Annotated in this window: 19 protein-coding genes; 8 read left to right on the top strand and 11 right to left on the bottom strand. The window is 64.6% G+C overall.

Annotated features, from left to right (window positions below; all coding sequences use genetic code 11):
* Positions 1-35: 35 nt before the first annotated feature.
* Genes ACI6S0_RS00560 through ACI6S0_RS00550 form a run of 3 tightly spaced genes read right to left on the bottom strand, consistent with a single transcriptional unit; the run spans position 36 to position 2,979 of the window.
* The gene (locus ACI6S0_RS00560) at positions 36-1,082 is read right to left on the bottom strand and encodes a homocysteine S-methyltransferase family protein (RefSeq protein WP_434404588.1); all 1,047 of its coding nucleotides are present in this window, start codon (positions 1,080-1,082) and stop codon (positions 36-38) included.
* The gene (gene metF / locus ACI6S0_RS00555) at positions 1,079-2,011 is read right to left on the bottom strand and encodes a methylenetetrahydrofolate reductase (protein WP_434404587.1); all 933 of its coding nucleotides are present in this window, start codon (positions 2,009-2,011) and stop codon (positions 1,079-1,081) included. Before metF ends, ACI6S0_RS00560 begins: the two co-directional genes overlap by 4 nt.
* Positions 2,008-2,979: an ArsR/SmtB family transcription factor gene (locus ACI6S0_RS00550; protein WP_434404586.1), complete on the bottom strand. Its 972-nt coding sequence runs from the start codon at positions 2,977-2,979 to the stop codon at positions 2,008-2,010. Before ACI6S0_RS00550 ends, metF begins: the two co-directional genes overlap by 4 nt.
* Positions 2,980-3,192: 213 nt before the next feature.
* On the opposite strand from ACI6S0_RS00550, the gene ACI6S0_RS00545 reads away from it, so the two are divergent.
* Positions 3,193-3,411: a hypothetical protein gene (locus ACI6S0_RS00545; RefSeq protein WP_004210488.1), complete on the top strand. Its 219-nt coding sequence runs from the start codon at positions 3,193-3,195 to the stop codon at positions 3,409-3,411.
* Between the two features lie 83 nt (positions 3,412-3,494).
* A complete protein-coding gene (locus ACI6S0_RS00540; RefSeq protein WP_434404585.1) occupies positions 3,495-3,728 on the top strand; it encodes a hypothetical protein in 234 nt (77 codons plus the stop codon).
* A 58-nt stretch (positions 3,729-3,786) separates the two neighbouring features.
* Here the strand turns inward: ACI6S0_RS00540 and ACI6S0_RS00535 are convergent, their stop codons facing one another.
* Positions 3,787-4,230 (bottom strand): glycine zipper 2TM domain-containing protein, encoded by a 444-nt coding sequence (locus tag ACI6S0_RS00535; RefSeq protein WP_004210486.1) that lies wholly within the window; start codon positions 4,228-4,230, stop codon positions 3,787-3,789.
* A 183-nt stretch (positions 4,231-4,413) separates the two neighbouring features.
* On the opposite strand from ACI6S0_RS00535, the gene ACI6S0_RS00530 reads away from it, so the two are divergent.
* The gene (locus tag ACI6S0_RS00530) at positions 4,414-5,397 is read left to right on the top strand and encodes an esterase-like activity of phytase family protein (RefSeq protein ID WP_017502993.1); all 984 of its coding nucleotides are present in this window, start codon (positions 4,414-4,416) and stop codon (positions 5,395-5,397) included.
* A 104-nt stretch (positions 5,398-5,501) separates the two neighbouring features.
* Here the strand turns inward: ACI6S0_RS00530 and rpmB are convergent, their stop codons facing one another.
* Positions 5,502-5,795 carry a 50S ribosomal protein L28 gene (gene rpmB, locus ACI6S0_RS00525; protein ID WP_004210484.1) on the bottom strand — a complete coding sequence of 98 codons (294 nt, stop codon included), beginning with the start codon at positions 5,793-5,795 and terminating at the stop codon, positions 5,502-5,504.
* A gap of 153 nt (positions 5,796-5,948) precedes the next feature.
* On the opposite strand from rpmB, the gene ACI6S0_RS00520 reads away from it, so the two are divergent.
* The gene (locus ACI6S0_RS00520; RefSeq protein WP_004210483.1) at positions 5,949-6,170 is read left to right on the top strand and encodes a hypothetical protein; all 222 of its coding nucleotides are present in this window, start codon (positions 5,949-5,951) and stop codon (positions 6,168-6,170) included.
* 149 nt (positions 6,171-6,319) lie between these two features.
* Complete coding sequence (locus ACI6S0_RS00515; RefSeq protein ID WP_017502992.1) at positions 6,320-6,778, top strand: nucleoside deaminase; 459 nt, start codon at positions 6,320-6,322, stop codon at positions 6,776-6,778.
* Here ACI6S0_RS00515 and ACI6S0_RS00510 read toward each other — a convergent pair.
* On the bottom strand, positions 6,740-8,653 hold the full coding sequence (locus ACI6S0_RS00510) for a hypothetical protein (RefSeq protein ID WP_434404584.1): 1,914 nt from the start codon (positions 8,651-8,653) through the stop codon (positions 6,740-6,742). The two genes, ACI6S0_RS00515 and ACI6S0_RS00510, sit on opposite strands and share 39 nt — an antisense overlap.
* 44 nt (positions 8,654-8,697) lie before the next feature.
* Between ACI6S0_RS00510 and ACI6S0_RS00505 the strand changes: the two genes are divergently transcribed.
* Positions 8,698-9,114, top strand: a complete 417-nt coding sequence (locus ACI6S0_RS00505) for a GtrA family protein (protein ID WP_434404583.1) — start codon at positions 8,698-8,700, stop codon at positions 9,112-9,114.
* Positions 9,115-9,130: 16 nt separating this feature from the next.
* Here ACI6S0_RS00505 and ACI6S0_RS00500 read toward each other — a convergent pair whose 3' ends face one another.
* Entirely contained in the window at positions 9,131-10,024 is an 894-nt protein-coding gene (locus tag ACI6S0_RS00500; RefSeq protein WP_434404582.1) for an AraC family transcriptional regulator N-terminal domain-containing protein, read from the bottom strand.
* Between the two features lie 189 nt (positions 10,025-10,213).
* Between ACI6S0_RS00500 and ACI6S0_RS00495 the strand changes: the two genes are divergently transcribed.
* Positions 10,214-10,945: an SDR family oxidoreductase gene (locus tag ACI6S0_RS00495; RefSeq protein ID WP_434404581.1), complete on the top strand. Its 732-nt coding sequence runs from the start codon at positions 10,214-10,216 to the stop codon at positions 10,943-10,945.
* A gap of 80 nt (positions 10,946-11,025) precedes the next feature.
* On the opposite strand, the gene ACI6S0_RS00490 is transcribed toward ACI6S0_RS00495, so the two are convergent.
* From ACI6S0_RS00490 to ACI6S0_RS00480, 3 genes are read right to left on the bottom strand one after another with little or no spacing between them, the layout of a single operon-like run.
* Positions 11,026-11,829, bottom strand: a complete 804-nt coding sequence (locus ACI6S0_RS00490; protein WP_004210477.1) for a LytR/AlgR family response regulator transcription factor — start codon at positions 11,827-11,829, stop codon at positions 11,026-11,028.
* Entirely contained in the window at positions 11,826-12,932 is a 1,107-nt protein-coding gene (locus ACI6S0_RS00485) for a sensor histidine kinase (protein WP_004210476.1), read from the bottom strand. Before ACI6S0_RS00485 ends, ACI6S0_RS00490 begins: the two co-directional genes overlap by 4 nt.
* A gap of 55 nt (positions 12,933-12,987) precedes the next feature.
* The gene (locus tag ACI6S0_RS00480; protein WP_010336740.1) at positions 12,988-13,470 is read right to left on the bottom strand and encodes a winged helix-turn-helix transcriptional regulator; all 483 of its coding nucleotides are present in this window, start codon (positions 13,468-13,470) and stop codon (positions 12,988-12,990) included.
* A 121-nt stretch (positions 13,471-13,591) separates the two neighbouring features.
* Here ACI6S0_RS00480 and ACI6S0_RS00475 point away from each other — a divergent pair, with 121 nt between their 5' ends.
* Complete coding sequence (locus ACI6S0_RS00475; protein WP_434404580.1) at positions 13,592-15,697, top strand: RelA/SpoT family protein; 2,106 nt, start codon at positions 13,592-13,594, stop codon at positions 15,695-15,697.
* Between the two features lie 55 nt (positions 15,698-15,752).
* On the opposite strand, the gene ACI6S0_RS00470 is transcribed toward ACI6S0_RS00475, so the two are convergent.
* A complete protein-coding gene (locus ACI6S0_RS00470) occupies positions 15,753-16,040 on the bottom strand; it encodes an addiction module antidote protein (RefSeq protein WP_037506112.1) in 288 nt (95 codons plus the stop codon).
* Between the last annotated feature and the right edge of the window lie 32 nt (positions 16,041-16,072).

Below are 16,072 nucleotides of genomic sequence, written 5' to 3'. Positions count from 1 at the left end.
ACCCCTCCCGCAAGCGGGAGGGGGACTAATTCGCGCTAGGCCGCGATGTGCATCGGTTCGAGGCCCGCGAGGCGGGTCACGACCGTCAGTTCGGGCACCTGGCGCGGCTTGTGGCCGTCGAGCGCCTTCGCCACCGCGCCGATATGGGCGGGCGTCGTGCCGCAGCAACCGCCGACCATGTTGACCAGCCCTTCGTCCACCCACTGACGGATCAGCTTCGCGGTGGTTTCGGGCAGCTCGTCATATTGCCCCAGTTCATTGGGCAGGCCGGCATTGGGATAGGCCAGGATCAGCGTGTCGGCATTTTTCGACAGTTCGGCCAGATAAGGCCGCAGCAGGTCCGCGCCAAAGGCGCAGTTCACGCCGATGGTCAGCGGCTTCAGATGCCGCAGCGAATACCAGAAGGCGTTGATCGTGTGGCCCGACAGGTTGCGGCCCGACATGTCGGTGATGGTGAAGCTGAGCATCACCGGCACCGAACGGCCCGCCGCTTCCTCCGCCTCGCGCGCGGCCATGCCGGCGGCCTTGGCATTGAGCGTATCGAAGCAGGTTTCGATCAGCAGGAAGTCGACGCCGCCGGCGATCAGCGCATCGCACTGTTCGCGATAGTCGGCCTTCAGCGTATCATAGTCGACCTCGCGATAGGCGGGATCGTTGACGTCGGGCGAAATCGACAGCGTCTTGTTGGTCGGGCCGATCGAGCCGCAGACGAAGCGTGGGCGTCCGTCCTTGGCCGTTGCCTTCTCGCACGCCGCGCGCGCGATCTTGGCGGCCGCGACATTGATGTCCCACACCAGATGTTCGCAGCCATAGTCGGCCATCGCGATCTTGGTCGAGGAGAAGGTGTTGGTCTCGATCATGTCGGCGCCATTGTCGAGATAGGCGGTATGAATGCCCTCGACGATGTCCGGCCGGGTCAGGCAGAGCAGGTCGTTATTGCCCTTCTGGTCCTTGGCAAGGTCCAGGTCACCGCGATAATCGGCTTCGGTCAGGCCATGCTTCTGGATCGACGTGCCATAGCCACCGTCGAAGATCAGGATCTTTTCCGCCGCCAGGGCGCGCAAACGTGCTTCGGCGTTCATGCCGTCTTCTCCAGTTCAGCCGCAACCTGCGGGCGCAGGCCCAGCAGGTGGCAGATCGCATAGCTTAGTTCCGCCCGGTTGAGCGTATAGAAATGGAAGTCGCGCACGCCGCCCATATAGAGATTGCGGCACAGTTCCGCCGCCAGCGTGGCAGAGACGAGCTGGCGCGCGGCGGGATGCTGGTCCAGCCCGTCGAACAGGCGGCCCATCCAGGCGGGGACATCGGTGTTGCACATCGCCGACATCCGCTGGACCGCGGCGAAATTGCTGACCGGCATGATGCCGGGAATGACGTCCGCATCAATGCCGGCGGCGGCGACCGTGTCGCGGAAGCGGAAGAAGGTGTCCGCCTCGAAGAAGAATTGGGTGATCGCGCGGGTCGCGCCGGCGTCAATCTTGCGCTTCAAATTGTCGATGTCGCTCTGCGCGCTCTGCGCATCGGGATGGGTTTCGGGATAGGCCGCGACCGAAATCTCGAAATCATGGCGCTTGCGCAGCCCCTCGACCAGTTCGGCCGCGCCCTTGTAACCATCGGGGTGCGGCTGGAAGGCGGTGCCGGCCTCCGGCGGATCGCCACGCAGCGCGACGATATGGCGCACGCCCGCTTCCCAATAGGCATCGGCCACTTCGTCGATCTCGGCCTTGCTGGCAGCGACGCAGGTCAGGTGCGCGGCGGCGGCCAGCGGCGTTTCCCTGGCGATGCGCGCGACCGTATTATGGGTGCGCTCGCGGGTCGAGCCGCCCGCGCCATAGGTCACCGACACGAATTTGGGCGCCAGCGGCGTCAGCGTCTCGATCGCCGACCAGAGCTGCTCCTCCATCTTCTCCGTCTTGGGCGGGAAGAATTCGAAGCTCACATTGAGGTCGCCGGCCAGATCCGCATAGAGCGGCCCTTCGGCATCATGGCGGGCGCGGTCAGTCTGGGTCATGCGGAAATCCGTTCTTCGATGGGCAGGATGTCGGCGCCGCGCTGGCGCCCGAGCCACAATTGTACCGTCAGTTCCTGGCCGGGCAGCATGTCCACCCGCTCCAGTTCCAGGCCCGCCTGCGCGAACCAGCCTTCGATCTGCATGTCGGAAAAGCCCAGCCGCGCATGCTGATCGCGGGTGCGCAGCTCCTCGCGTTCATGGGCGGCGAAATCGACGATCAGCACCCGGCCGCCGGGCCGCAGCACCTGCGCCGCCTGCGCGATCACCTGCTCGGGCGCCTGAGCATAATGCAGCACCTGATGCAGCAGCACCGTGTCGACACTGGCGGGATCGATGGGCAGCGCGGCGAAATCGCCGAGCAGCAGCGCATATTTGTCGCCCGCATCCTCGGGCAGCTTGGCACGGGCGAGCCGCAACATATCGGGGCTGCGATCAAGCGCCGTCACCTGATCGGCGGCGGGGCCGAACAATTCGATCATCCGCCCGGTGCCAGTGCCGATATCGAGCAGATGGCCGATCGCCTGCCCGTCCAGCATCGCGCGCATCGCCGCTTCCACATCGGCTTCGGCGACATGGAGCGAACGGATCGCATCCCATTCCTCGGCATGTTCGGCGAAATAGGCTTCGGCGGCGCGCGCACGCTCGGCCCGCACGGCGGCAAGGCGCGCGAGATCCGCATTTTGCCATGCGGCCTCGGCGGCCGACGGCTGCAACTGGTCGAACAAGGTGATGAAGGGTTGGACCGACGCCTTCTGGCCCAGCCGCAGGAAGACCCAATTGCCCTCCTTGCGCCGCTCGACCAGGCCGGATTCCACGAGAATGCGGATATGGCGCGACACCCGCGGCTGGCTCTGGTCGACCACCTGCGCCACTTCGCCCACGGCCAGTTCCATCGCCCGCAACAGGTGGACGATGCGCAGCCGCGTCGGGTCTCCAAGAGACCGGAAAATGTCGAGGGCGCCACTCATGCAGCAATCATATAAAGAAATCTTTATATGCGTCAATGGCCGTCCATTGCGGGCACTTCCGACAAAAACCGCGCCTTATCAGGCCCTCCCGCTCAGGAATGGGATTGCCTTGCTTCGCCCAAAGCATTACGAATCAGCGCGCAGGCGCAATGGGGGGTGAGCTTTTCTCCGAGAGTGGTCTGCATCTTTTTTTTCTCTGAGAGGGGTTTGCCCATGTCCAAGTCGATTGCTCTTTCGCTCGTTCTCGCCGCTTCGCTGGGTCTGGCTGCTTGCGGTGGCCACACCGCCGAAAACGCTGCCAACAACGCCGCCAACGCTGCTGAGAACGCTTCGAACGCTGCCGACAACGCCATGAACGCCGCGATGAACGCTGCCGACAACGCTGCGAACGCCGCTTCGAACGCGACCAACAACGTCGCCAACGCGATGTAATTTCCCTTTCGGGAAGAGTTTTTGGAAAAGGGCCGCACCGGAAACGGGAGCGGCCCTTTTCTTATGCGCGAAAGGATCGGCGATTGACCAAGCGACCTGCCCTGCTGCTCCTGCTGGCGCTGGGCGCCTGCAATTCCGGCCAGGATGATGGCGTCGGCGGCGTCAGCGCGGCCGAAGCCAGCGCCCTCAATGCCGCCGCGGCGCAGCTCGATGCGCGCGCCGGTGCCGCGTCGCCGCAGGAGGCCGGGCTCAACCCCGCCGCCGTCGCAGCCGCCCGCGCCGACCGGCGACAGGGCGCAAGCAACGCCGCCCGATAGCAAGAAGGCCGCCCCCTTCACGGGGACGGCCCTTCATCGTCATCAGTTGGGGTGACGCTTAGCAGTTGCGGTCGATCGCGCGGCCAGCCAGCGCGCCGACGCCTGCGCCGATGATGGCGCCCGTGGTGCCGTCGCCACGACCATAGCGGCTGCTGCCCTTGCCGACTTCGTTACCGAGCAGACCACCGGCGATCGCACCGATGATGGTGCCGCCCGTGCCATTGTCCCGGCAGCGATAGCCGCCGCGATAACCGCGATAATCATTGCGGTAATAATTGCCGCGATAGCCGCCACGATAGCCACGGTCGCCGCGATAATAATCGCCCCGATACCCACGATAGCCACGGTCACCGCGATAGCCGCGATCACCCCGGTAATAGTCGCCGCGCTCATAGCCGCGGCCCCAGCCATCGCGCGCCATGGCGGGCGTCGCGGTGACGGCCAGGGAGGCAGCGCCCATGGCGAGCGCAGCACCCAGATTGATCAGATACTTCATCTTCATGGCGTTGCTCCTCAGATTGCCATTTCCGCAGTGAACCGGACGGGCCGATCACCAGGATTGATGCCCTTATGACTGATTCGCGTTGAGTGGAGCCTGAATGGCGGTGACAGCCACCGTTCAGCTGGCAACGCTTTGCCACTCCCCTGCTGCGTCCCGCCGACATTTCCCCTATGGCAGAGCGCGATGCGTCGAATCCTGATCGTTCTCGCTCTTGCGATCCTGCTGCTGCCTGCCCCGCCGTCCACCAAGCCCGCCGCCGTGCGGCCGGGCACCTTGCTGGTGACGGCGCGGGCCGTGCCGCTCGACAGCAGCGATCCCGATCGCCGCCGGGTCGGCACGCTCACCTATCTGGGCGGCTGGCAGCTTGGCAGCGACAATCCGGGCTTTGGCAGCATATCCTCGCTGCTGGTCGACGGACCGGGCCAGATATTGGCGCTGAGCGATGCCGGCGTGCTGATGGGCTTCCATGTCGGCCCCGGCCGCGCCAGCCGCCGCCCCTTCATCGCGCCGCTGCCGGTAAGGGCGCAGGACAGGGACCGGCCCTGGTGGTCCTGGGATTCGGAATCCATGACCCATGATCCGGCCAGCGACCGCTATTGGGTCGGGTTCGAGCTGCTCCAGGCGATCTGCCGCTATTCGCCCGGCTTCGCGCGGGTGGAGGCGTGCCGGACCTGGCCGGAAATCGTCGCCTGGCCCAAGACCGGATCGATCGAATCCTTCACCCGCCTGCCCGACGGCCGCTTCATCGCGATCGGCGAGATGGGCATGACCGCCGACGGCCATCATGACACCTTGCTCTGGTCGGGCGATCCGGCCGAACATGACACCGCCGATCCGATCCATCTCCATTATGTCGCGCCGCAGGGCTATCGCCCGACCGACATGGTCGCGCTGGACGATCGCCATCTGCTGGTGCTGAACCGGCGCCTGACCCTGCAGGAACTGTTCACCGCGACGATCGCGATGATCGAGCTGCCTGAAAATCCCGCACCGAACACGGAGCTGCGCGCCCGGACGCTGGCCCGGCTGGCGCCGCCGCTGCTGGCCGATAATTTCGAAGGACTGGCACTCAGCCGGGAACAGGGCCGGACGATCCTGTGGGTCGCATCCGACGACAATCACGAATTCTTCCAGCGCACCTTGCTGCTGAAATTCCGATTGGATTGATCGGGCTGGTGCGGCGCATTCCCTGCTCAGCAGGGAATATCAGAAAACGCAAAAAAGCGGCCTGTTGCCAGGCCGCTTCTTATGCCGAAACGAATCGAAGCGAATCAGGCGGCTGCGGCAGCCTGCTTCTTGACGATGTCGCGCTTCAGGCGACGGGCCTTCAGCGACAGCTTGTCGTCGCTGGTCTTGACCAGCCAGTTGTCGAGGCCGCCATTATGCTCGACCGAGCGCAGACCATGGGTCGACACGCGCAGCTTGACGGTGGTTTCCAGCGTTTCGGAGATCAGCGACACGTTCTGCAGGTTCGGCAGGAACACGCGCTTGGTCTTGTTGTTGGCGTGGGAAACATTGTGACCCACCTGGCGACCCTTACCGGTCAGCTCGCAAATGCGCGACATAGTCAATCAACCTTTGAAATTCGGGTTCGTTCGGAAAGCGGCGCCGATAGCGGGATTCCCGCTCGCCGTCAACCTTCCGCTCGGTTCGTGGCACTATCGCAACCATTTCACCGGGCCCCGCGTTCATCCCCCCGTTCAATAGAGGAGAGTGCCATGCGTTTCATCGGCGGATTGCTGCTGATCGCGCTTATCGTCATCGGCGCCGGGATAGCAACCGGATTCATCGACCTGCAGAAGACTCAGGAGGGTCGCCTGCCCGAAGTCTCCGTAAAACAGGGCGCCCTGCCCAAATATGAGGCGAGCGTCGCCAAGGTCGAAGTGGGCAGCCGCAACGAAACGGTCGAGGTTCCGACCGTCGACGTGAAGAAACCCTGAGTCGATTCGCGGCATTTTGATGCGCCTCCCGGCGCATGGACGGCACCAGCCCGCACCCCCACCCGGCCACCCAACAGCATATCCTGGAATGGGCGGCCGGGTGGGGGTGCGGGCTGGTGCGGCCCTCCCTCTCCGACTAAGGCGGGGTCATGACCTCGCCCTTTCCCTTGCCCGAACCGATGCGCCGCGCCTTTGCGCTGGCGCGGCAAGCCGAAGCGGCGGGCGAGGTGCCGATCGGCGCCGTTGTCACGCGCGATGGCGTCATCATCGGCGAGGGCGAGAATCGCAACCGCCGCGACAATGACCCCACTGCCCATGCCGAAATGGTGGCGATTCGTGCCGCCGCCACCCGGATCGGCGACTTCCGCCTGACCGGCTGCGACCTGTGGGTGACGCTGGAGCCGTGCCCGATGTGCGCGGGCGCCATCTCCCACGCGCGGGTAGCCCGGCTCTATTATGCGGTGTCCGATCCCAAGGGCGGCGCGGTCGAACAGGGACCGCGCCTCTTTGCCCAGCCGCAATGCCTGCACCGCCCCGAAATCTATGGCGGGCTGGCCGAGGCGGAAGGATCAGCGCTGCTGCGCGACTTTTTTGCCGCCCGGCGCTGAATAATTGATGCGGTAGAGCGTGTAGGGCAGCGTCATAGCCGTCTTGAGCGTCACCGGCTGCAACCAGGCGGGAATCGTGCCGCGCATCAGGTCCGCATAGAAGCCGCGCGGGCTGCGCGACTGATAGATGGTCCCTTCGGGGAAATTGGGACAGACCAGCAAATAGGTCGCATGATGCTTCGCCGCGATCGGGCGGAAGGCGGCGGCCGGCCCGTCATAGGCATGATGCATGTCGAGGATCGTCGCGCCATTGCGATGATAGGGGCCGGCCACCGCGCTATGATGCGTCGTGGCGATGATGCGCGGTCCCAGATCGACCATGGTGAAGATGGTCGCCGGCGGCAGCTGGTCCAGCACCTCCAGCGCCGGCAGCGTGCGACAGCGGCCATTGGCCTTCTTGATCGCGTCGGTGCGGGCGATGGCGGACGGGCGCCAGGGCTTGGGCTTGGTGCCGGTCGCCTGCTGCCACAGCGCGATCACCTGCGGATAGAGCGGATAGGCACAGGCAATGGCGCCGACCAGAAGCGCGCCGATGCCCGCCAGGATGCGCACCCGGCGCGATCCGGTGAAGATCGCCGTCACCAGCCGCCATCCGGCCCAGGCAGCGGGCGGGATCGCCAGCAACTGCGCCGCCGGCCCGGCGCGCAGCTGCCAGAAGAGCAAAGCGGTCGAGAAAAGCATCATCAGGCCGATCGTCGCGAACGCCCAGAGCCGGTCGCTGTCGCGCCGCAATTCCCATAGCGCCCAGATCAGGCCGATGAGGCCCACCGCCGGCAGCGCCATCAGCGGCACGACCAGGCTCTGGGCCTGCGCGGTGATCGGCTTTGCCTCGCGGATATTGGCGAGCCAGAGTTGCTGCAGCTCGGGCGAGATCTGATAGGGGGTCAGGCATTGCGGCCAGTTCAGAAGGAAGAAGAGGCCCACCGCGCCGCCGACGATCATGCCGGCGATCAGCCGCTGCCACCAGAGCCGCAGCGGCAGGCGGCTCAAGAGCACCATGCCCGCGCCGGCCGCGCCGAACACCGCGACCCAGATGGGCGAGATGGCGTCGCACACCATGTGGCGATTATCGTAGCTGGCGAAGAGGACGTAGCAGAGCGAGGTCGCCCCCGCGAGGCTGAGGCCATAGGGCAGCATCCGCCGCCCGGCGCCATCGCGGAACACCCAGCGCAGCGCCACCAGCGCGCCGCCGGCCGCCAGATAGACGATCATCTCCATGCCGATCGCCACCGACAGGGCGCTCGACACGCCCGCCACCACGCCGCCGCGCAGCCAGTTGCGATCGATCAGGCCCGCCATCATCGTCAGCGCCAGCGCCAGCTGCCAGCCATGATGGTCGATCCGCATCGGCGCGAACATGCCCAGGCCCATCTGCGCGGCAAGCGGCGCCAGCACGGCGAACAGCCAGGCCCAGCGCGCGCCGACCGCGTCGCCCGCCAGCCGCCGGGCGATCGATCCCAGGCTCAGCATCAGCAGGAACAGCGGCAGCAGCGGCGCGATCGCGCAGGCCAGCCGGTCGGCCAGATCCTGTTCGACAAAGGCGCGGAAGAACAGCATCAACCCGGCGAGCGGGATGTCGACCAGCCGCGACCAGTGGATATTGGCGCCGCCCGGCGGATCGAGCCGATATTGGCGCAGATCATACCAGCCCTGCCCGGCCAGCCAGTCCTTGACCTGGACGAAGCGGATATTGTCGTCCGTGTCGCTGAGCGTCAGCCAGTGGATGGCGGGCCAGCGATCGACCAACATGCCGACCAGGATCGCGATCCAGATCAGGAAGGTCAGCCACTTCCAATAGCGATCGGCATAGGCGGTGAGGATCGCGAACCAATGGGACGCGCGGGCGCGGAAAGCAGGCCAGCTTTGCAAATTCATGGCCGGTGGATTAGACGCTCCACACCAAAGCGCAACGGGGCTCCATGAAAATCATCGACCGACTGTCGCCGGCCCATCAGGCCCTGTTCTGGCAGATATTGCGCTATGGCATCAGCGGCCTGTTCATCACCGCCTGCCAGGCGGCGATCTACTGGACGCTGGCGGCGCCGGTCGGCCTTCATCCCCAGATCGCCAACGGCATCGGCTATCTCTGCGCCGTGGTCATCGGCTATGTGCTGCACAATGCCTTCACCTTCCGCGGCCATGGCAGCCAGGCGGGCCATGCCGCGCGCGGCTTCCGCTTCGTCGCGGTCTCGCTGGTCAGCTATGCGCTCAACGCCCTGTGGGTCTATCTGTGCGTCACCCATATGCGCTGGCCCGAATGGTCGCCGATCCCGGCGATGATCTTCCTCACCCCCGCCGTGGTCTTCGGCCTCAACCGGCAATGGGTGTTCCGCTAAGGGAATCCCCCCGATCTCAAATCGCCAGCGCCCGGTTTGGCATGGCGCGCAAGCGGCCGACGTCGCGCTGCGGTGGGGCGCCGAACAGGCGGCGATATTCGCGGCTGAACTGGGACGGGCTGTCATAGCCGACCTGATAGCCAGCCTCGGCCGCGTCGATCCGCTCCGCCAGCATCATCTGCCGCGCCTGCTGGAGCCGCAGTTGCTTTTGATATTGCAGCGGCGTCATCGCCGTCGCCCGGCGAAAATGATCGTGGAAGCTCGACAGGCTCATGCCGGCAAGATCGGCCAGCACAGGGCCGCTGAACGGCTCGCGATAATGGGCCTTGAGCCAGCGGATCGCGCGCGCGATCTGGCCGGTGCGGCTGTCGCCGCTGGCAATCGCGCGCAGCAGCCCGCCACTCGGCCCCATCATCAGCCGCAGCAGCAATTCCCGCTCGACCAAGGGCGCCAGCAGCGCGGCACTGTCCGGCTGGCCGAGCAGGCCGGTGAGCCGGCTCGCCGCGTCCAGCAGTTCGGGCGTGATCGGATGGAGCGAGAGCGCCCGGCCCTCCTCCACTACCGCAGCAGCCGGCAGGGCCAGCGCGATGTCGGACAGCAGCGCCGGGTCGAGATAGAGGCAGAAGCAGAGATAGGGGCTGTCCGCATCCGCCTGCGTCACCGTGCCGGTGATCGGCAGGTCGAGCGAGGCGACCAGATAGCTGGCCGGGCCATAGGCTATGACCGCGTCGCCCATCATCACCTGCTTGGCGCCCTGCGCGATGATGCACAGTGCCGGGCGCTGGAGCATATGCACCGGCTCGCCCGGCTGCGACCAGCGCACCAGCGTCAGGCGCGGGATCCGCGTGTCGACTATGCCGTCCGCGTCCATATGGCGGGCGATCTGCTCGCCCAGATGCTCATGAGTCATGCGCGCCACATCCCAGGAATTTCAGGCAATCGAGATAGCCCATAAGCCCACCAATGGCCACGCCCGATCATTCATTCGGAATATCGTGCAATCATGGCGCAGGACCATTCTACCGCTCCACGGCCGAACGGGCGCATTCCTGCTCCATCGGATCGGATGTCGATCCGCCCCAAGGATGGAGCTTCAATCATGGCTATCGAGAACAAGGTCATCGCGATCACCGGCGCCAGCAGCGGCATTGGCGAGGGCACGGCGCGGCTGCTGGCGGCGCGCGGGGCGAAGTTGATGCTGGGCGCCCGCCGCACCGATCGACTGGCGGCGCTTGCCGACGAACTCAATGCTGCCGGCGGCACGGTCGCTTTCCGCGCGCTCGACGTCACCGACCGCGCCGATGTCGAGGCGTTCATTGCCGCGACGGAGGCCGAATTTGGCCGCATCGACGTGCTGGTCAGCAATGCCGGGCTGATGCCGCTGTCGCGCTTCGACAGTTTGAAGGTCGAGGAATGGGACCGGATGATCGACGTCAATGTCCGCGGCGTGTTGCACGGCATCGCCGCCGCCCTGCCCCGCTTCAAGGCCCAGCGCAGCGGCCATTTCGTCAATATCTCGTCGATCGGCGGCTATCGCGTCTGGCCGACCTGCGGCGTCTATTCGGCGACCAAATATGCGGTGCGCGCCATTTCCGACGGGCTGCGGATGGAACATGACGATATCCGCGTCACCATCGTGTCGCCCGGCGTGGTCGAATCCGAACTGGCCAGCACCATCACCGAAGCGGGCGCCGCCGCCGCGATGGAGGATTTCCGCGCCATCGCCCTGACGCCGGACGCGATCGCCCGCGCCATCGCCTATGCGGTGGAACAGCCCAACGATGTCGATGTGAATGAATTGATCGTCCGTCCGGTGCGGACGATGGACTGAGGAAAAGGGTGCGGGATCGGTTCAGGCCATCCCGCACCAAACGGCCGGCCGCCCCTGCACGGGCGGGCGGCGCCGTTTCGTCAGTGGACGAAACGCGCGACGACGTCGCGGTAGGAACGGCTGACCTTCACCTGGGCGCCGGATTCCAGCACCAGGAAGCATTCGCCGTTGGTATGGGGCTTCACCTGGCGCACCTGGCTCAGGTTGACGATAGTCGAGCGATGGACGCGCTGGAAATTGCGCGGGTCGAGCCGCTTTTCCAGATCCTTCATCGTCTCGCGCAGGATCAGCGAATTGTCGGCGGTATAGATGCACATATAGTCGCCCGCCGCGTCGATCCGCTCGATCGAATCCACGTCGACGCGGAAAATCTGCCCGCGATCCTTGATGTTGATGAGCTTCTCGAAGCGGTTCGACGCCGGCGCATCCTCGTCGCCATTGGCAAAATCGTGCATCGCGTCGGGCGCCACTTCGGCCAGCACCTCGCGCAGCTTTTCCGCTTCCTGCACCTGCTTCTTCTCGGACAGGCGCAGGCGCACCCGGTCGAGCGCATCGGCCAGGCGGCCTTCATCCACCGGCTTCATCAGATAATCGACCGCCTGCGCCTCGAAGGCGCGGATCGCATGGTCGCTATAGGCGGTGACGAAGATGAACAAAGGTGGTTCGACCTCCATCATCCCCTGGACGACGGAGAAGCCGTCGAAGCCGGGCATCTGGATATCGAGGAACACAAGGTCGGGTTTATGCGTCTTGATGGCACGGATGGCTTCGCGGCCATTGGTGCAGGTCTCGATGATTTCGACATCCTCATGCGCTTGCAGACGGAGCTTAAGGCCTTGGATAGCCAGGCTTTCGTCGTCGACGAGGATTGTTCTGATGGTCATGCGGCCACTTTCGATGTTTCATCCATGTTAAGCGGAATTTCGATGATGACCGAAAATCCGCTTTGCGTGGAACGCGTTTCGAAGCGCTGTCGTTCCCCGAAGGCCTGAATTAACCGGTCCCGGATGTTCGGCAGGCCGACGCCCGTCCCCTCGCTGACCGGAATGTGTGGCTTCATTGCGCCATCGTTCAATCCCGGCCCGCTGTCCGACACGACGATCCGGACATTTTCACCGGCGGGTTGCGCCGAGACCGAGATTTCCGCCCCTTCCTCCTTGGGCGTGACCGCATATTTGATCGCATTTTCCACCAGCGGCTGCAGCAGCAGCGACGGCAGGCGTGCATGGGCGACCGAGGGATGGACGTCGAAGGACGGGCGCAACCGGTCCTCGAAGCGCATCTTCTCGATCTCCAGATAGAGTTTCAGCGTCTCGATCTCCTGCTCGATCGTCACCTGCGCGGTCGGCTCGTTGATCAGCGTATAGCGCAGGAAGGAGGACAGCCGCGACAGCATCGCATTGGCGCGCGTCGTTTCCTTGAGCAGCACCAGGGTCGAGATGGAGTTGAGCGTGTTGAACAGGAAATGTGGATTGAGCTGATAGCGCAGCATGGCGAGCTGCGCGCTCGACGCCTGATTCTCCAGATGCAGCAGCTGGTCCGCCTGCTCCTCCACCGTCAGGTAGAAATTGATCGCATAATAGAGCGCCGACCAGGCGCCCAGCAGCGTCATCGACAGATAGAAGGCGCCCAGGAACAGCTGCAACCCGGCGGTTTCGCTGCCCTTATTCTGGGTCGAAAAGACCCAGGCATCGATGAAGGCGACCATCGCGGCGGCGGCGACCACGGTGACGATCGACGCGCCCCAGGTCAGGATCGGCCGCTGTTTCTGCAGGAAGCGGAAGGCGACCGCGATCAGCAAGGTCGCCGAATAGCCGGTAACGGTGGAGATCAGCACCGGGATCAGGCTGGACAGCGGCTGACCATTGGCGATGGTGGACGACCCGCGCAGCAGGAAGGCCCCGGCCCAGCCAAGCGACTGGAGGTTCCAGAAAGCGCGATTCTTGTCCGCGAAAAAGGGTTTGGGCTGCAGGGGATGGACTGACATTGCCGACAGCCTAGGCGATTTCAGCGCCATGGTGAAGCCGCCCCGTCGTCCGGTATCAGGCCGCCGCAGCCGGCTCTTGCGCCATCGGGGTCACTTCGTCGCGGCACAGCCAGACCAGATCGCTCAGGTCCAGCGTGCGGCCGTCATGCGCCTGGATCGCGATCGCGCGGATCGGCAGGCCATCACGCTTGTCCGCCAGCACCTGGCAAAAGGGCGGCGCGCTGCCCCATTTCTCGCCCCACTGGCGCAGCGCGATCATCGCGGGGGCCAGTTCCTGCCCCTTTTCGGTCAGCCGATATTCGACCTTGCGCCGGTCGCACTGCATCGGCTGGCGCAGCATGATGCCATTTTCGACGAGCCGCGCGAGGCGGTTGGCCAGGATGTTGCGGGCGATGCCCAGCGTCGACTGGAACTCCTCGAAATGGCGAATGCCCGACAGGGCACCGCGCAGGATCAGGAAGGACCAGCGCTCACCCATCGCCTCCAGCGCGGCGGGAAGGGCGCATTGTTCCAGGTCCTGGGCAAGATTATGTTTCATGATGTCGATCTAATAGCGCAAAGCGGCAACCGTTGCAAAAGTTGCACAAAGGCAACCCAAATCACACAGATCGGGATTTTTTTGTTGCGCTGCAAGGCGCTTCCCACACAATCGGGAAACGATGCTACGTCAATATGAACTTGTCGAACGGGTAAAGCGCTACGATCCGGATGCGGATGAAGCGATGATCAACCGCGCTTATGTCTTCTCCGTCCAGAAGCATGGCAGCCAGAAGCGTGCCAGCGGCGACCCTTATTTCAGCCATCCGATCGAGGTCGCGGGTATCCTGACCGACTTCTATCTGGACGACCAGACGATCGTGACGGCGCTGCTGCACGACACGATCGAGGATACGCTGGTCACCTATGACGAGATCGAGGAGGCGTTCGGCAAGGATGTCGCCCGCATGGTCGACGGCGTGACCAAGCTGTCCAAGATCGAGGCCATGTCCGAAAATGAGCGGGCGGCCGAGAATCTGCGCAAGTTCCTGCTCGCCATGTCGGACGATATCCGCGTGCTGCTGGTGAAGCTGGCCGATCGCCTCCACAATATGCGCACGCTGCACTTCATCAAGAATGAGCAGAAGCGCCGCCGCATCGCCAAGGAGACGATGGACATCTATGCCCCGCTGGCGGAGCGGATCGGCATGTATGACTTCATGCGCGAGATGCAGTTGCTCGCCTTCCGCGTGCTGGAACCCGAAGCCTATGACAGCATCACCAAGCGGCTGGAGCAGCTGAAGGAAGGCGGCCATGACAAGGTCGACCGGATCGGCGCGGAACTGCAATTGCTGCTGGGCGGCCATAATCTGTCGGTGACCGTGTCGGGCCGCGAGAAGCATCCCTATTCCATCTGGAAGAAGATGCAGGAGCGGCACATCAGCTTTGAACAGCTGACCGACGTCATGGCCTTCCGCGTCATCACCGAGACGACCGAGGATTGCTATCGCGCACTCGGCGTCATCCACCAGACCTTCAAGATGGTGCCGGGCCGGTTCAAGGATTATATCTCCACCCCCAAGCGCAACGGCTATCGCTCGCTGCACACCACGGTCATTCATCAGGAAAATGCCCGTATCGAGGTGCAGTTGCGCAGCCGCGACATGCATAATGACGCCGAACTCGGCCTCGCCGCGCACTGGGCCTACAAGCAGAAGGGCGACGCCACCGATCAGAATGCAGCCTGGCTGCGCGACCTGGTCGAAATCCTGGAACAGAGCCAGGATGCCGACGAACTGCTCGAACATACCCGCATGGCGATGTATCAGGATCGCATCTTCGCCTTTTCGCCCAAGGGCGAGCTGCACCAGTTGCCCAAGGGGTCGACCCCGGTCGACTTCGCCTATGCCGTCCACACCTCGCTCGGCAACCAGACCGTCGGGGCAAAGGTGAATGGCCGGGTGGTGCCGCTGCGCACATCCCTGGAAAATGGCGACCAGGTCGAAATCCTGAAATCCGCCGGCCAGGAACCCCAGCCCGGCTGGCTCAGCTTTGCCATCACCGGCAAGGCGCGCGCCGCCATCCGCCGCTTCATCCGCCAGAAGCAGCGCGGCGAGGAAGTGGCGCTGGGCGAAAAACTCTATGAGGAAATCATCGGCCGCTTCTCGCCCGAACTGGCGAGCGAGCTGGGCGACAAGGCGCTCAATGCCGCGCTCAAGCGGTTGAAGCTGGAGGATCGCGCCTCGCTGATGGTGGCGATCGCTACCCATCGCCTGCTCGATTCCGAAGTGATGGAGGCGCTGATCCCCGGCTCCACCAGCGGCGAGGAACTGGTGGAAGCCCATCCGCGCCAGCATGCCCCGGTCTCGATCCGCGGCCTGACGCCGGGCATCGCCTACAAGCTGAGCGAATGCTGCCACCCGGTGCCGGGCGACCGCATCGTCGGCATCCGCCGCACCGGCGAGCCGATCGAGGTCCACACCATCGACTGCCGCACGCTGGAGGCGGGGCAGGACGACGACTGGGTCGATTTGAGCTGGGACAGCAAGTCCAAGGGCGGCACCGCCCGGCTGCAGGTCATCGTCAAGAACCAGCCCGGCGCGCTCGCTGCGGTCGCCAATGTGTTCGGCGCGACCAAGGCGAACATCCTCAACCTGCAACTGGTCAACCGCGAAGGCCCCTTCCACACCGATATCATCGACTTGGAAGTAGCCGATGCCCAGCATTTGAGCCGTATCGTCTCCGCACTCCGTGCCCTCGACACGGTGGTGCAGGCGGACCGGGTCTAGGACCATCCTCGCTTCGGCGGTGGCACCTATCGCCACTGCCGAAGCGGGCCATCGATCAGGCAGCCGCCTCGATCCGCATCCGCAGGCCCAGCGCCGGCAGCAGCTTCAACATGCTGCCCAGCGTCGGATTCCCGTCGGGGCCGAGCATCCGATAAAGTTGCTGGCGCTTCATGCCCGTTGCCTTCGCCAGTTCGGTCATGCCATGCGCCCGCGCCACGATCCCGATGGCCTGGGTGATGACATGCACGTCACCGGTGGCGAACGCATCGGCGAGCAGCTCCGCCTGATCCTCCGCTTGCGTCAGCGCCTCAGCCGCATCGAAGCGGGTCAATTCGATCGTCATACCAGCCTCCTTGGCCGGGTCGATGAGGGACA

Source organism: Sphingobium sp. DN12 (assembly GCF_051058005.1).
GTDB classification, from domain to species: domain Bacteria; phylum Pseudomonadota; class Alphaproteobacteria; order Sphingomonadales; family Sphingomonadaceae; genus Sphingobium; species Sphingobium yanoikuyae.
The sequence above is the reverse complement of the archived record's forward strand: the minus strand, read 5'-3'. Positions and strand labels throughout refer to the sequence as shown.

Coding starts and splice junctions, on each gene's coding strand:
- ACI6S0_RS00560 (WP_434404588.1), bottom strand. CDS start 1,082: ATGAACGCCGAAGCACGTTTGCGCGCCCTGGCGGCGGAAAAGATCCTG.
- metF (WP_434404587.1), bottom strand. CDS start 2,011: ATGACCCAGACTGACCGCGCCCGCCATGATGCCGAAGGGCCGCTCTAT.
- ACI6S0_RS00550 (WP_434404586.1), bottom strand. CDS start 2,979: ATGAGTGGCGCCCTCGACATTTTCCGGTCTCTTGGAGACCCGACGCGG.
- ACI6S0_RS00545 (WP_004210488.1), top strand. CDS start 3,193: ATGTCCAAGTCGATTGCTCTTTCGCTCGTTCTCGCCGCTTCGCTGGGT.
- ACI6S0_RS00535 (WP_004210486.1), bottom strand. CDS start 4,230: ATGAAGATGAAGTATCTGATCAATCTGGGTGCTGCGCTCGCCATGGGC.
- ACI6S0_RS00530 (WP_017502993.1), top strand. CDS start 4,414: ATGCGTCGAATCCTGATCGTTCTCGCTCTTGCGATCCTGCTGCTGCCT.
- rpmB (WP_004210484.1), bottom strand. CDS start 5,795: ATGTCGCGCATTTGCGAGCTGACCGGTAAGGGTCGCCAGGTGGGTCAC.
- ACI6S0_RS00520 (WP_004210483.1), top strand. CDS start 5,949: ATGCGTTTCATCGGCGGATTGCTGCTGATCGCGCTTATCGTCATCGGC.
- ACI6S0_RS00515 (WP_017502992.1), top strand. CDS start 6,320: ATGACCTCGCCCTTTCCCTTGCCCGAACCGATGCGCCGCGCCTTTGCG.
- ACI6S0_RS00510 (WP_434404584.1), bottom strand. CDS start 8,653: ATGAATTTGCAAAGCTGGCCTGCTTTCCGCGCCCGCGCGTCCCATTGG.
- ACI6S0_RS00505 (WP_434404583.1), top strand. CDS start 8,698: ATGAAAATCATCGACCGACTGTCGCCGGCCCATCAGGCCCTGTTCTGG.
- ACI6S0_RS00500 (WP_434404582.1), bottom strand. CDS start 10,024: ATGACTCATGAGCATCTGGGCGAGCAGATCGCCCGCCATATGGACGCG.
- ACI6S0_RS00495 (WP_434404581.1), top strand. CDS start 10,214: ATGGCTATCGAGAACAAGGTCATCGCGATCACCGGCGCCAGCAGCGGC.
- ACI6S0_RS00490 (WP_004210477.1), bottom strand. CDS start 11,829: ATGACCATCAGAACAATCCTCGTCGACGACGAAAGCCTGGCTATCCAA.
- ACI6S0_RS00485 (WP_004210476.1), bottom strand. CDS start 12,932: ATGTCAGTCCATCCCCTGCAGCCCAAACCCTTTTTCGCGGACAAGAAT.
- ACI6S0_RS00480 (WP_010336740.1), bottom strand. CDS start 13,470: ATGAAACATAATCTTGCCCAGGACCTGGAACAATGCGCCCTTCCCGCC.
- ACI6S0_RS00475 (WP_434404580.1), top strand. CDS start 13,592: ATGCTACGTCAATATGAACTTGTCGAACGGGTAAAGCGCTACGATCCG.
- ACI6S0_RS00470 (WP_037506112.1), bottom strand. CDS start 16,040: ATGACGATCGAATTGACCCGCTTCGATGCGGCTGAGGCGCTGACGCAA.